Source organism: Paenibacillus sp. 01T443 (assembly GCF_056398325.1).
The window spans coordinates 219953-232753 of the sequence record NZ_JBFTPE010000004.1; the positions used below are offsets into that span (position 1 = coordinate 219953).

Sequence of the window (12801 nt, forward strand, 5' to 3'; positions counted from 1 at the left end):
GCTGGCACTGGAGGAACGACGATGGATATACGTAAATTTAGATTAGATGAGAAGGCGCTTGGCACCTTTAGCGAAGAGCGAGACGAATATGAAAGAGATTATGCAAGGCTTATACAATCACCCGCATTTCGCCGCCTGCAGGGCAAATCGCAGGTGTTTGGCGCAGGCACGGGCGATTATTACAGGACAAGGCTGACCCATTCACTTGAGGTTTCCCAAATCGCACGCGAGGTTGCCCGGAGACTGGGCAAGCAATATGAATTTCTCTCACGCAAGGAGCATCCCGGCCTCGTATTGGATCCAGCCGTCGTGGAAATTGCTGCGCTCGCGCATGATCTCGGGCATCCGCCGTTTGGTCATAAAGGCGAAGAGGTGCTTAATCACGTGCTCATGGAAGAATACGGCATCCCTTACGAGGGGAATGCGCAAAACTTTCGCATTTTGATGTTTTTGGAGAAGCGCGCCGGAAGCGGAAGCGGCCTTGATTTGACCGCTGCTGTCTTGCTTGCTATCAATAAATACCCGTTCAGCCTTGGTGAGCCTGGTCGTCTCAAAGGCGTGTACAGCACCGAGTGGGGTGAAATCGAGCAGCTGCGCCGTTCATGGAAGATCCCGATTGGCTGCTCCACGCTGGAAGCCCAGCTCATGGATCTATGTGACGATATCGCTTATTCTACGCATGATATTGAGGATGGCATCCGTGCCGGCAAAATCCATATGAACCGCACCTTTTTTGAGGACAGCAGGCTCATTGACCATGTCGTTCAGGAAATTGTCGAGGACAAAGGCAATACGGGCATTGGCTGGGGAGAAGTGGACATTCCCGCTATGGTCAAGCGTGTGCTCGTCTCCTATTTCGAGCAGTGGCAGGAGCTGTACGTAAGCTGCGAGCGCGAATCCTCGCGCACACGCCGGGAGATGAAGGCGAGATGGGTAAGCCTGTTCGCCGGCAGGGTCGGGATCATAGACGATTCCTCACGCGGCTGGAAGAAAGTCACCTTCGTGAACAATGGGCAGCAGGATATCGATTTGCTGCGGACGATGGAAATATTGAAGAAGCTCGCATGGGTCACGCTCATTAAGGACTTCCGCGTTCAGCGCCTGCAAATGCGCAGCGAGATTATGATCCGCAGGCTGTGGGACAGCTTTAAGGTTCCCGAATACGGCCGCCTTATCATCCCGCCGGACTGGATTGAAAATTACGAGCTGCATAAGAGCAAATGGAGCTGGCCGCGTTTTGTCGCCGATTATATATCGGGTATGACCGATGCCTATGCAGAGAAGGTATACGCTGAGCTTTATGCCAGCAAGTCAGGCTCGATTTACGAAATGGATTAACAAGCGTAAACGGCTGACGCGTCGTCCTTGGCGGCAAATGCTCGTTTCGCGTTGAATGATAAGCATCGTATAAGGTTGAATTTTTTAATTATATTTTGAAAGAAGCGCAGCATAGGATGAGCTTGGCTCATTCCTCGCTGCGCTTCTTTATATTAAATCTAGTCCCGTTCTACAACGGCGCTAACCGCGCCTGCAGATAGTTCGGTAATATAATCAAAGAATCGAACTGGATCAACGTCGTATACGAGGCTGACCGGGCGTCCGTCCGCGTCCTCTACGGTGCGGCCTTGGCTCGGACCATCCTTAATCACGACGCTGTTTACCGTTTTGATGTCAACCAGCCCCGGGTTTCCTACGACAGCCGTCGTAAGCACGTCCCATAAATAATAGGTCGAATTTGTCTCCATATAGACAAGCGGAGGACAAGCTGCGTAGCATTGGCCTACAAAATCGAGTCCCTCGTGCTTCCGCAGCGATGCCCAGCGGTTGCGAACCTCCATCGTCAGCGGAACCTTGTTCGTGCTCTCCAAAGCGACGAGCAAAATCGGAATACGGCTTGCCCATACGCGGTGTACGGCCTCCGGGTCCCAGAAGGCATTCCATTCCGCGGTACCGTCATGCTCAGGCTCCTGTACGTTGCCTTTCTCATTAAACGTACCGCCCATCCAGACAAGCTTCTCAATCTTATCCTCTATATCCGGAGCCTCATCCAATGCCCGTGCTAGGTCCGTAAGCGGGCCCGTGAACAACAGAGTCACCTTCTCTTCCGAGCGCCGAAGCTGTTCGGCCATATGCAGATGGGCAGGCAGTGCCGAAATACCCGTAGAGATAATCCCTGATTCGTTCAGGATTGGGAGAGCATCCACGAAAAACGTATGCATTCGCCATTCAGCGGGAAAAGGATTCACGCCGCGTGAATTGGACCTAGCGACCTCGATCTCTCCTGTCTTGGCGGGATCTCCGAAGCGGTCGATAATTTTGCAGCTCGCCTTAATGCCGGGCTCCATATAACCGTCTGCCGGAATAACGGATACCCCAAGCAGCTCAACCTCTTTCATTTGCAGCAAAAGAAACAGGGATACCAGATCGTCCACGCCGGCATCATGATTAAAATAAATTTTATTTCCCACATCTATCCGTCCCTTCTGAGTATAAAACGATATATCGTTTGTCAATCCTATAATTGAGGGGGTGAATGGTAATGGCTAAGGATGTACTATGCGAAGTGAACTCATGCAAGTTCTGGGCAGCAGGTAACCACTGCGCCGCCTCATCTATTTATGTGGTCAGCAACCGCGGCAAACAAGCAAGCAACTCCGAAGAAACAGATTGCAAAACGTTTGAAGCAAAGGTTTAACGTTTCACATCACCAGTAGAAAGCAGCGCAAGCTCCCTGTGCCGAACCGACGAAATGATCCCGGTTGTTACAGGTGCGGCTTGCGCTATTGCTATTATCTCTTATTGTGTGACTGGCACCGCATCAAAATACTCTTCAAGCGACTCTCCGCTTTCGGCAAGGTCCGCAGCAAGGTCTTCGCCTACATAACGAAGATGCCATGGCTCATACTGATAGCCGGTAATCTCTTCCTTACCCTTCAAATACCGAATAATAAAGCCATGCTCATGCGCATGCTCCGCCAGCCACTGCGCTTCCTTTGTATCCGCGAAACAATCGGCCGCCGCACATTTGCCGTCACTGCCGGAAACATCAATCGCTAAGCCGGTCTCATGCTCGCTCGTTCCCGGAAAAGCGCTGTACGTTCTCGCCTTTTCAAGGCCGTCTCTCTTTACATAGCGTTCAAACAACGTCTTTTGCGTGCTGTGCGAGCGATACGCAGAAACCCCGGCTAATTGGATGTTATCGTCTTCGGCCGCAGCAAACAGCTTCTCAAGCGCCGATGCCGCTTCCTGGCGCATCTTCCGCTTTTCTATTTTCTCCGAAAAAATAAATCGAACATCCGGATACACTAAATCCGAAGGATTATATTCCTCCGGCAGCTTGCGCTGCTTATTGACAAGCACGGCCATCTCCTCAGGCTTTGCAATAACCGCCAGCCCGTCCTCCGTTTGTTCTTCTTGACCGCCGTCAGCCTCGCCATCCGGCTGCGATTCACCCTTGTCTCCGTCTGCCGCATCGGTTGATTCAGGCTCTTCCGCCCCGGAGTCCGCGCTGCCCGTAACCTCGCCGCCGTTCGGAGCGGTTCCGCTATCGGCGGCCGCCTGTTTGGGAGGAATTGTGGTCGTCTCTTCTTTATTAAATAAAGAGTAACCAATGACCATTGCCGCGCATACCATAACGAACAGCAGCAGCCTACTTCTTCTTTTTTTCATGATAAGCCTCCAGTAAATATTTTTACATATATTTCATGTAAATATACTTCTATTCATGGTTTGTCCAAAACTCTCTTATTAATAGACTACTAAAACCGCTGTTATGTTTCAATCTTAACGCTTGGAAAACATGTTACCTTTAGGAATAAACAAAAAACCTTAATTATTTCTTTGCTTACTAATATTTTTCATGGGCATGGAGGAGCCTTTTGCCTTTTGACATCCGAGTATAATTAGGAGCATAATGGATTAAGAATTTACCGAACGCATATATATTACTATAAGCGGGCTGGCTGCCTCTGAGAGACGGCCTGTTTTTGCTGTGAAAGGTAGGCGGTTATATGACATTTCTCACTCCAAAACGATTGTTAAGCACTCGTCCCATTCTTTTCTTCTCGTTCATTATGCTGCTCAAAAGCTATCTGGCGTGGATGGTTATTTTCGAGGATGGGTTTTCATGGACTACGATTTTAAAAGAAATACCGTTTGTGCTTATTGTATACTGTCTCATTGAATGGTTCGCTTCCAAGCGTAAGCTTATTTACTATTTAATCGCGAATCTACTAATGACACTCATCTTATTCGCTGTCATTATGTATTACAAGTATTACGGGGTTATCGTAACCTATCTTGCGCTCGAGCAGGTCAATCAAGTCACTGCAGTGAAAAACAGCGTATTCTCGCTCATGGATCCCTACTATTTACTAATCTTTATCGACATTATCATTATGGCTGTCGTGCTATTCCGCCCAAAAAAGGCGCTGAACTGGAAGCAAGCAAGCTCCCGTAAAGAAAACAAACGACTTGTCGTTGCTCTATTTAGCATTTCTATCGCGCTTTGCTTGTTCAATATCCTGCCAAACCGCGCCAGTATGAATGAAATTGTCAAAGCGGAGCAAATGGGTATTCTCAATTATGAAGCCTATATGATTTTCTCCAATAAAGATATTGATTTCGTGGATCCAAACCATATTACGCAGGACAAAATCGATACTGTCAAAAAAATTGAACAGCCGGCTGCTCCGCAGCTGTGGAAGACAGCATCAGGCAAAAACGTCATTATTATTCAAATGGAGTCGTTCCAAAACTTCCTCGTCAACCTGAAAATTGACGGCCAAGAAATTACGCCTAACATTAATAAGCTCGTAAACGAAAACTATTATTTCAAGCATTTCTATCAGCAGGTCGGCCAAGGCAATACTTCCGATGCCGAGTTCGTTGTTAATACGTCATTCTACATTCCGCCCCGCGGCGCGGCAACGATGATTTATGCCGACAAGGAGCTTCCAAGCTTACCTAAAATGCTGCAGGCAAACGGATATGACACTGCGACGTTCCATACGAATGTCGTTGAATTCTGGAACCGCGGCGAGCTTTACAAAGCACTTGGCTTTGACCGTTATTACGATGCGAAGTTCTTCGGTACGGAGGATTCGGTATTCTTCGGTGCTTCCGATGAACAGCTTTATAAGAAAACAGCAGCTGAGCTGGACCGCATGAGTCAAAACGGCAAGCCGTTTTACTCGCATGTGATTTCGATGACTTCGCATCACCCGTTCACGATTCCAGCGGACAAATACAAGATGACGCTTCCTGAGCGTTATGAAGATACCTTCGTCGGAGACTATATCCGTGCGCAAAACTATGCCGACTTCGCGCTTGGCGAGTTTATTGCGGATCTGAAGGAACGCGGCATTTGGGATGACAGCTTAATCCTGCTTTACGGCGATCATCTTGGTCTTCCGGTTTATTCGCTCGACCGTGATGACAAAGAGCTGATGGCTGAAATTTACGGCCATGAATACGGCTATACCGATATGATCAACATTCCGCTCGTGGTGGCATCGACAGGCATTACCGAAGGGAAAGTATTCGATCAGCTTGGCGGTCAAGTCGATATTTTGCCAACCATCGCGAACATGCTCGGCATTTCCTTGGACGATCATATCCACTTCGGCCAAGACTTGTTGAATCAATCGTACAATGTGCTGCCACAGCGTTATTATCTCCCGACTGGCTCATTCTTAAGCAGCAAGGAGCTGTTCATGTCAGGAAGCGGCTACGAGGACGGCACGCACTATTCTTTAGCAGGTGACGGCATCAAAGAGCAGGAGGCTACGGAAGATGAGTACCAGCGCGCGCTGGAGCTGCTCAATTTATCCGACAGCTATGTCAGCCAATTGCCAAGTTGGAAGAAGAAACAAGAGTAAAAAAATATAAAAGGCTCGCCTTGAAGCGCAATAAGCTGCTTCAGGGTGAGCCTTTTCGTATTATAGCTGCTAGCTGTTTTTTACCGCCTCAAGCACTTCGTTCACATGTCCGTCTACACTCACGCTGCGCCATTCCATGACCAGCTTACCTTGTTCATCAAGCAAGAAGGTGGAGCGTTCGATACCCATAAACTCCTCACCGTTCCAGCTCCGCAGCTTCCATACGCCAAACAGCTCTGAAACCGTATGCTCCGTGTCTGAGAGCAATAGGAATGGAAGCTCATGCTTATCCACGAATTGCTCGTGAGAAGCTAAATCATCCGGGCTGATTCCGATAACCTCCGTATTATTCGCGCCGAACTGTCCGTTGAAATCTCGGAAATCACAGGATTCCGTCGTGCACCCAGGGGTCATATCGCGCGGATAAAAATAAATAACGAGCTTCTTGCCTGCATAATCCGCAAGCTCCACATCCTTGCCGTTTGATGCCTGCAGCTTAAAATTCGGAACCTGGTCTCCTACCTTCAATGCTTCTCCCATGGTTGCTCATGCTCCTCTAATTTATATTTTCAATCGACAAACCGTGTTCATTTTCACTTAGATATAACTCCCCTATGCCGCGTATGGTTACGTTAACCGGGAAGCTCTCAGCCGTTTTGTTCGTGAAATGCCAGCGCCTGCCCGTTTCAACCACCATCAACAAGCCGTCGTCATCCCCGATTGGATTAAAGCTGTCGTCACGCGTCTTATAGGTCATGAGCCCGAGCTCGGCAAACCGGTCTACGGCCGCTGGAACCTTGCTGGTCGGCACACCAATCTCGCTGATGCAAAGGATGTCCTGCTTCGGGTCGAAGGGACGATCAGTGGCATTGTCCATCGTATGACGTGCAATAAGCTCCAGTATATTACCCGCCGGATCTTCAAAATAAACTGAATGCGAGTTCCAGGACTCGCTGAAGGACACATCCTGACCAGCCTCTGTGCCTATCGGCACCATTGCTTCGATCCACGTTTTCGCCTCGGGCAGCCTGTTCTCCGGAATCGTAAAAGCAAAGTGGTAATAATGTTCTTCGGCCGGCTTCTGCTCCATCTCCTGGATCGTGAGCTCGCTCCGGCCTGCCCTTACCGTAAAGCTGCCCTGCTCCGAGTGAATTATCGGAAGACCCAATACCTCGCTGTAAAATGGCTGAATGTCCGCTGTGCATGCCGTCGTTAACAAAAGCTTCTCTATAATCATTTTACACCTCGTTGTGTTCAAAATACAAAGTGCTTTCCGTTGCGAAGGCTCTTGCCTCTGCAGGATCCTCATGCATGCCGTAAGCGAGCATCAGCTTCGTTAGGGCGGCTTCCACGGAAAGCTTCTCTATAACAATCGCTCCCGCTTCAATCAAACGCAGAGAAGACGAATAGAGCGCATCCGAACGATCTCTAATCGGACATATGTAAACGTCAATGCCTAATCCCTTGCAGCGTTCGATAAACTGCGGGAGCGAGTATGGTCCCTCTTCGACTGCGCAGGCCGTTCCGGAATGATGAAGATCATGGAGCACCGCCTTAGGCTGGTTGGTTGAAAAATCGTAATAGGTATAATCCAGGCCGGGATAAGGTCTAATATATACGATGCTGGAATCTAGATGCAGCGCTTCCGCTTCCCACTGCAATGCCGTTTTCGGCGCAGCCAGCCGAAGCGTTTCCGGCTTCGGATTACGTGCATGCGGAAGCCAGCTGAATACGCTATCCGCTATTTTACCGTAGGGTACGCCATATGGACTGCCAAACTGGTCCGTGAAGGATACGGCTTGCGTAATCCGCGTTCCAAGATAAATAAGTGCGTCCCCTTTGTCATCCTCGTACACGACAAATACGCCAGGGAGCTGTTCACCCGCAGCAAAATCGATCGCATTCACAAAATTGCGCCGCCCGTTGCTCCGCTCGTCAGCCAGCGGGTAATTGCTCGCAGTCAGAACGAATGGTATCCGCGTGTCTGCAAATAAATAACTGATCATTGCTGCACTGTAGGCAAGCGTATCCGAGCCATGCGTAATGACAAGGCCATCATACGGGCTAAGGTCCAAACGGCGTATGGTTTGTGCTAACGTAATCCAATCGTATGTCGTCAAATTCTCGCTTAACAAGTTTAGCGGCTGTATCGCATGAAGCGTTACGTCACTGCGCTTTTCCGCACTATGGTTGTAATCATCAATAAGGGAATAAGAGCCCGCACCGTCAACATCGATGCCCTCCCCTTGTTTTCTGCTTCCAATGGTTCCTCCGGTAAATACAACTAACAGCTGCTTCATAACTTGTTCCTCCTTGCTGCTTGCCATCGCTTCCTAGCGATCACTAATAATGGAATGCTATCATCGTATATGCGGCGATGCATCCAGGTCAAGACGCACCATCATTCTTAACAGGTTGCCCCGTCCTACTAGCTTCATACGAACAGCCTATGCTTACTTGATATAACAAACAGAGCTGCCGCTGGGTCCGCGGTTCTTCGCGCGCCCAGCAGCAGCTCCTGCTTGTTTAATCACCTTCCAACTCTCTTTGCCGCTGCCAAAAATCATTAAACTGATCCAGCAGTGCTTCCGTCGAAACGACACCCTGCAAATATTGCCGTCCAGCAACAGTAGCCTCTTCAAAATACTCGCTATAATTTGAATAATGGCTCGGTCGTTTGACCCCTTGATAACGAATAGGATTGTTTCTCATCAGTGTATATGGGGCATAAGTACCTGTAGAATACTTTTCATTATCCAAAGCATTGTTATAAATAGAGATCACTCCAGCGGCATCAGCGAAGGCCTTATTGCTCTCGAATGACGAAAGATACGAAATGAAAGCCCACGCCTCATCCCTATGCTTGGATTGCAAGGCGATACCCCAACCAGCCGCACCTAAATTATAATGCGATACGCCCTCAGGCCCAACTGGCAAAGGTGCCGTCGCCCAAGCGTTAGCCTTCAGTTTCTCCTGGATCATGGGTATCACGTCGGAGTCTTGAATGAGAATGGCTGCTTTGCCGTCCACAAAAGCCTGTACCTGTTCTTTGTAGCCCCAATCAATCGACGTGGGGTGTGAGGTCTCGACATAAATTTTACGGTAAAGCTCAAGCGCMTCCGCCGCGCGAGCGCCTTTAAAAATAGTTGTTCCATCCAGATTAAACATTGAATTGCCAGCACTTACGTTATTCCCGTTATAGTCCTGTATGATGGATGATAAGGTGTTCGCTGCACCTCTTCCGCCGCGAAAGGCATAGCCATACTGTCCGATCTCGGGCTTCGTAAGCTGCTTTGCGACAAAGAAAAGCTGCTCCCACGTTTCCGGTACTTGAAGCGCTTTTGCATCAAACCAATCCTTGCGATAGTAGAGCTGCACCTGATAGAGGCTGCTCGGAATATAATACGTAATGTTAGCCACGTCTCTGGCCATAAGTCTCGCATTTACACTGAGCAGCATGTAGTTGCTCCAGCCTGCAATATACTTTTCCAGGCTAACGAGCAGACCCCGTTTCACGAATTCATGCGCCGTAATATCGCGTACTTCCACGATATCTACCTCTTCGTTTTGCTCAAGCATCGCCATAATGTCTTTATCAGCCGTATCGTAATTGGGTGAAACAAGCTCAATCGCGATTCCCGGATGCTCCGCTTCGAACTGTTCGATTAATATTTCAAGCTGATCTGTCCGCTGCGGCGCCATCAAGCTTTGGACGACCTTCAGAGTCACTTTAGCAGGAGCTGCCGTCTGTACGGTTTTCTCCGATTGGTCACGATTATGCGTGCAGCCGCTTATGAAAGAGATCAGGATGATCAATGAAAGCGGGTACAGTGCTTTGCGCAACAGACTCTGGTTCATCAAATCCCCCCGATTCAAATAAAGGTAAATAACCATTACTTTGTATATCGGCTTTAATACCCCCAAACGATACAGTTCCGTCCTAGTTTTTTTCATCATCATCATACATCGTATCCGCTTCCGCGCGAGCATGCAAGAAGCCTACGTTCTGCGTAGGCTTCTTGCATGCGATAAATTTATGCCGCCATGCGGCGTAATGGCTTTCTGAGCAGCACTCTTCCTCCAAGGAGCATAAGCGTGATGACAAACGTCGCGCCGTACATCCATTTCATCGCCGGAAGCTGTGAATCCGTTCCCGCAAAGAACCCATGTGCCATCGCCAGCATGAATATGGGATAGGCCAGCAAATGAATCGTTAGCCAAAGGCCCTTCGATAATTTTTGGCGAAAATCGGATGTAAGCAGCAAAAGAATAAGGCCGTAAAGCGAGATTGTACCCATTCCATAAAGTAAGGGATGATCATGAGCCATAAAGGGTATGAGAATTTCCTTCCACTCAAACGGCGTATAGGTATCAATGACAAGCACCGCGGCATGCAGCAAAGCCAGCAGTGACCCGCTATTCGTCAAGCGCATATGTGTTTTGTAGATAGCTGGTTTTCTTTTGCCTTTTACAAACGGATAGCTGTAAAGGATGCCTAAAGCCATTCCGGAAAATAATAGTAAATAAGCGGCAATACCGAATATACGCGTAAGCTGCCAAGTCGGCAGGCCAATAATCAAGTCCGTCAATTGATACATCTCCCATTCGTCTTTTGGGGAACCGCTGCTTGATGCCTGTAAAGCGACCGGTCCGACTTATAGATGTAACCCTCGTAGGAAGGAGCATGCTCGGCAAGCATAGCCGTTCCCAGCTCCAGCCCAGCAATGCATACAACCTTCGCCCACACCTCGCATGCCGTGACATCCGGTCCCGCTATCGTGCACTGGACAACATCGCTGCCGCTCGGCTTCATTTTTCGAGGATCTATCAGGTGATGGTATACACCCTGCGGCGTTTTCCAGCTTCGTCCAAGCGTGCTGGAGGTCGCCACTCCGCCATTATATAGGCAAATAGCGGCGTCACTGCCGGAAGTATCCCATGGATTTTGAATACGCAGCTCTGCGGGGCCGCCATCCGTGCAGTCGTCCCATACCATCGCATCGCCTCCCGCGTTAATCAATCCTCTTTTAATGTCCCGTTTGCGCCGCAGCCACTCCGACAGCTTTCGGACAGACCAGCTCTTTGCTATCCCTCCGAGATCAAGCTGCGCACCGCTGCTCAGCCTGACCGCTTTCATCCGTGTATCCATTTCCAGGAATGACTCATCCGGTATTAGGATCTCTCCTTGAAAGTGCGCACCAGGCTTAAACTGCCCCGCATACTCAAAGGACTGACCATAACCTGCCGCATGCAGCGCCGCCAAAACGTTAGTGTTAAAAAAACCAGCTGTACGAAGCCGATACGCTTCAGCTTCAGCCAACAGCTCAAATAAAATATCCGACACAAGCATCCAGCTCCCCGCAGCGCGGTTTAGCCTGCTCAGCTCGCTGCCCGCTTTAAACCGACTAAGCCGTGTCTCCATATCCTCGAACCAGTCTTTTACCAAAGCAGCGAAATCGCCAGCCTCTGCTTCTGTTTTTGCTAAATCCGAAAGCGGATTTAGCTGGTGGATAAGCTGTGCCTCAACGTCTGTGTTCATCGCGCGAAATTGAATTGTTATCCGGTTATTCATCCTATGAACGCCCCGTCTGAGACCGCAGGCCGCCGCGGGCCGATCCGGAGTCGCTGTCCTGCTCAGGAACGGCCTCCCAGCCCCCGTTCTCCTCCGCTTCGCCGTAACGCTCTGACCGGCTGTTAGATCTCTGCTGCACCCAGCCGTCTACTACGCTGTCTTCCTCCTCAAGCTGCTGCTCGATCGCTTGGTCTGAGCCCTCGCCCGCTTTAAGGGCATGCGTTTGCTGGAAAGCCTGACTATTCTGTATGGAGCCGAATACAAGAAATACAGCAAATGCGCCGCATGCCCCGAGCTGCCATTTCATCGCCTTGGATTGTTTCATCGATCCGCTCACCCTCCTTTTTTTTGTCTACGTTTCTGCTAATTTAAGCCGAGTATATCGCGCTATTCTGAATCCCAGGTTAAATCAATATAAAAAAACGATCAGTCTCGCCCCGTTGACGGAGCTAACCGTTTAGCTACTATCCGCCTTACATAATTTATTTTAGAATTTGTAAATAATAATAATAATCATTGTCAATGCTGTAAGTATAGCAAGACGATGCCAACTGACGAAAAACGGGCAAGGCTGCAGAGTATTGACTGGCTTTTACCCTAAAGGGATTGACTAGACCGGCGTATGCCGTATGATAAAGACCGAGGTGACGATTCATGATTGATCAAAAAAACGATGGCTCCGAAGAGCATCGCCAGCTTAAAACGGAAGAAGCTAGCGCCAATGAGCGCCGCGGCGCAAGCAAGCGATATTTTGGCCGAGGCGGCGTGAAATTTGCGTTATTAAAGCTGCTTAATAGCGAGCCTATGCATGGCTATCAAATGATGAAGGCTTTAGAGGAGCAATCTGGCGGCCTCTATGTACCGAGCGCAGGCTCTATATATCCGACACTCCAAATGCTCGAAGAGCGCGGATTTATTGCAATGAAGGATGAAGATAACGGCAAAAAGGTGTATATGATTACAGAGCAGGGCCGCTCGGCCTTGCTTCTTCTACCAGATAAAACAAGATGCGAAACAGGCGAGGATGGCCGCTGCTCCCCGGAGAACGCATCCTTTCGCAATGAGAAAATACGCCAAAAGCTGGGTCTGTCTCATGAGACCTTTGATCTGCTCCGCCTAGTGACGCGAGCCGAGCAGGAGGCTTCCGCCAGCAAGGAACAAACGGAGCGGCTGCAGCGCCTGCTAAACGAGCAGCAGCAGCAGCTTAACGCCTTCCTTGCCGGCGAAGAGCGGCTCGCGCGTATGTAAAGAACGGATTGCGCAACCACAGAACAGCGTATAAACAAGCGTAAACGGCTGTCGCCGTCCTTTGCGGCCAAAGCTCGTTTCGCGGTGAAATATAAGAATCCC

The 12801-nt window shown here is 49.4% G+C and carries 13 protein-coding genes; 4 read left to right on the forward strand and 9 right to left on the reverse strand.

The window, feature by feature from the left end; all coding sequences use genetic code 11:
• The first annotated feature begins 21 nt into the window (after window positions 1-21).
• On the forward strand, window positions 22-1338 hold the full coding sequence (locus tag AC1DLI_RS07170) for a deoxyguanosinetriphosphate triphosphohydrolase family protein (RefSeq protein WP_477600967.1): 1317 nt from the start codon (window positions 22-24) through the stop codon (window positions 1336-1338).
• A gap of 158 nt (window positions 1339-1496) precedes the next feature.
• Here the strand turns inward: AC1DLI_RS07170 and AC1DLI_RS07175 are convergent, their stop codons facing one another.
• Entirely contained in the window at window positions 1497-2468 is a 972-nt protein-coding gene (locus AC1DLI_RS07175) for a nucleoside hydrolase (protein ID WP_477600969.1), read from the reverse strand.
• Window positions 2469-2539: 71 nt separating this feature from the next.
• Here AC1DLI_RS07175 and AC1DLI_RS07180 point away from each other — a divergent pair, with 71 nt between their 5' ends.
• Window positions 2540-2695 carry a DUF1540 domain-containing protein gene (locus AC1DLI_RS07180; RefSeq protein ID WP_308995320.1) on the forward strand — a complete coding sequence of 52 codons (156 nt, stop codon included), beginning with the start codon at window positions 2540-2542 and terminating at the stop codon, window positions 2693-2695.
• A 101-nt stretch (window positions 2696-2796) separates the two neighbouring features.
• On the opposite strand, the gene AC1DLI_RS07185 is transcribed toward AC1DLI_RS07180, so the two are convergent.
• Complete coding sequence (locus tag AC1DLI_RS07185; protein WP_477600971.1) at window positions 2797-3669, reverse strand: M15 family metallopeptidase; 873 nt, start codon at window positions 3667-3669, stop codon at window positions 2797-2799.
• A 341-nt stretch (window positions 3670-4010) separates the two neighbouring features.
• On the opposite strand from AC1DLI_RS07185, the gene AC1DLI_RS07190 reads away from it, so the two are divergent.
• Window positions 4011-5879 (forward strand): LTA synthase family protein, encoded by a 1869-nt coding sequence (locus AC1DLI_RS07190; RefSeq protein ID WP_477600973.1) that lies wholly within the window; start codon window positions 4011-4013, stop codon window positions 5877-5879.
• Window positions 5880-5948: 69 nt separating this feature from the next.
• Here AC1DLI_RS07190 and bcp read toward each other — a convergent pair whose 3' ends face one another.
• From bcp to AC1DLI_RS07225, 7 genes are all read right to left on the reverse strand, one after another.
• Window positions 5949-6419: a thioredoxin-dependent thiol peroxidase gene (gene bcp / locus AC1DLI_RS07195; protein ID WP_477600975.1), complete on the reverse strand. Its 471-nt coding sequence runs from the start codon at window positions 6417-6419 to the stop codon at window positions 5949-5951.
• A gap of 16 nt (window positions 6420-6435) precedes the next feature.
• The gene (locus AC1DLI_RS07200) at window positions 6436-7116 is read right to left on the reverse strand and encodes a VOC family protein (RefSeq protein ID WP_477600977.1); all 681 of its coding nucleotides are present in this window, start codon (window positions 7114-7116) and stop codon (window positions 6436-6438) included.
• A 1-nt stretch (window position 7117) separates the two neighbouring features.
• Window positions 7118-8179 carry an asparaginase gene (locus tag AC1DLI_RS07205; RefSeq protein ID WP_477600979.1) on the reverse strand — a complete coding sequence of 354 codons (1062 nt, stop codon included), beginning with the start codon at window positions 8177-8179 and terminating at the stop codon, window positions 7118-7120.
• Window positions 8180-8405: 226 nt separating this feature from the next.
• Window positions 8406-9737, reverse strand: a complete 1332-nt coding sequence (locus tag AC1DLI_RS07210; protein WP_477600981.1) for an ABC transporter substrate-binding protein — start codon at window positions 9735-9737, stop codon at window positions 8406-8408.
• A 176-nt stretch (window positions 9738-9913) separates the two neighbouring features.
• Window positions 9914-10468, reverse strand: coding sequence for a ferric reductase-like transmembrane domain-containing protein (locus tag AC1DLI_RS07215; RefSeq protein ID WP_477600983.1), 555 nt, complete (start codon window positions 10466-10468; stop codon window positions 9914-9916).
• Window positions 10465-11451: an FAD:protein FMN transferase gene (locus AC1DLI_RS07220; protein WP_477600985.1), complete on the reverse strand. Its 987-nt coding sequence runs from the start codon at window positions 11449-11451 to the stop codon at window positions 10465-10467. The genes AC1DLI_RS07215 and AC1DLI_RS07220 overlap by 4 nt, the downstream gene beginning before the upstream one ends.
• A 1-nt stretch (window position 11452) precedes the next feature.
• Window positions 11453-11776 (reverse strand): hypothetical protein, encoded by a 324-nt coding sequence (locus AC1DLI_RS07225; RefSeq protein ID WP_477600987.1) that lies wholly within the window; start codon window positions 11774-11776, stop codon window positions 11453-11455.
• Window positions 11777-12105: 329 nt separating this feature from the next.
• On the opposite strand from AC1DLI_RS07225, the gene AC1DLI_RS07230 reads away from it, so the two are divergent.
• Window positions 12106-12699: a PadR family transcriptional regulator gene (locus AC1DLI_RS07230; protein WP_477600989.1), complete on the forward strand. Its 594-nt coding sequence runs from the start codon at window positions 12106-12108 to the stop codon at window positions 12697-12699.
• The last annotated feature ends 102 nt before the right edge of the window (window positions 12700-12801 follow it).

Coding starts and splice junctions, on each gene's coding strand:
- AC1DLI_RS07170 (WP_477600967.1), top strand. CDS start 22: ATGGATATACGTAAATTTAGATTAGATGAGAAGGCGCTTGGCACCTTT.
- AC1DLI_RS07180 (WP_308995320.1), top strand. CDS start 2,540: ATGGCTAAGGATGTACTATGCGAAGTGAACTCATGCAAGTTCTGGGCA.
- AC1DLI_RS07185 (WP_477600971.1), bottom strand. CDS start 3,669: ATGAAAAAAAGAAGAAGTAGGCTGCTGCTGTTCGTTATGGTATGCGCG.
- AC1DLI_RS07190 (WP_477600973.1), top strand. CDS start 4,011: ATGACATTTCTCACTCCAAAACGATTGTTAAGCACTCGTCCCATTCTT.
- bcp (WP_477600975.1), bottom strand. CDS start 6,419: ATGGGAGAAGCATTGAAGGTAGGAGACCAGGTTCCGAATTTTAAGCTG.
- AC1DLI_RS07200 (WP_477600977.1), bottom strand. CDS start 7,116: ATGATTATAGAGAAGCTTTTGTTAACGACGGCATGCACAGCGGACATT.
- AC1DLI_RS07205 (WP_477600979.1), bottom strand. CDS start 8,179: ATGAAGCAGCTGTTAGTTGTATTTACCGGAGGAACCATTGGAAGCAGA.
- AC1DLI_RS07220 (WP_477600985.1), bottom strand. CDS start 11,451: ATGAATAACCGGATAACAATTCAATTTCGCGCGATGAACACAGACGTT.
- AC1DLI_RS07225 (WP_477600987.1), bottom strand. CDS start 11,776: ATGAAACAATCCAAGGCGATGAAATGGCAGCTCGGGGCATGCGGCGCA.
- AC1DLI_RS07230 (WP_477600989.1), top strand. CDS start 12,106: ATGATTGATCAAAAAAACGATGGCTCCGAAGAGCATCGCCAGCTTAAA.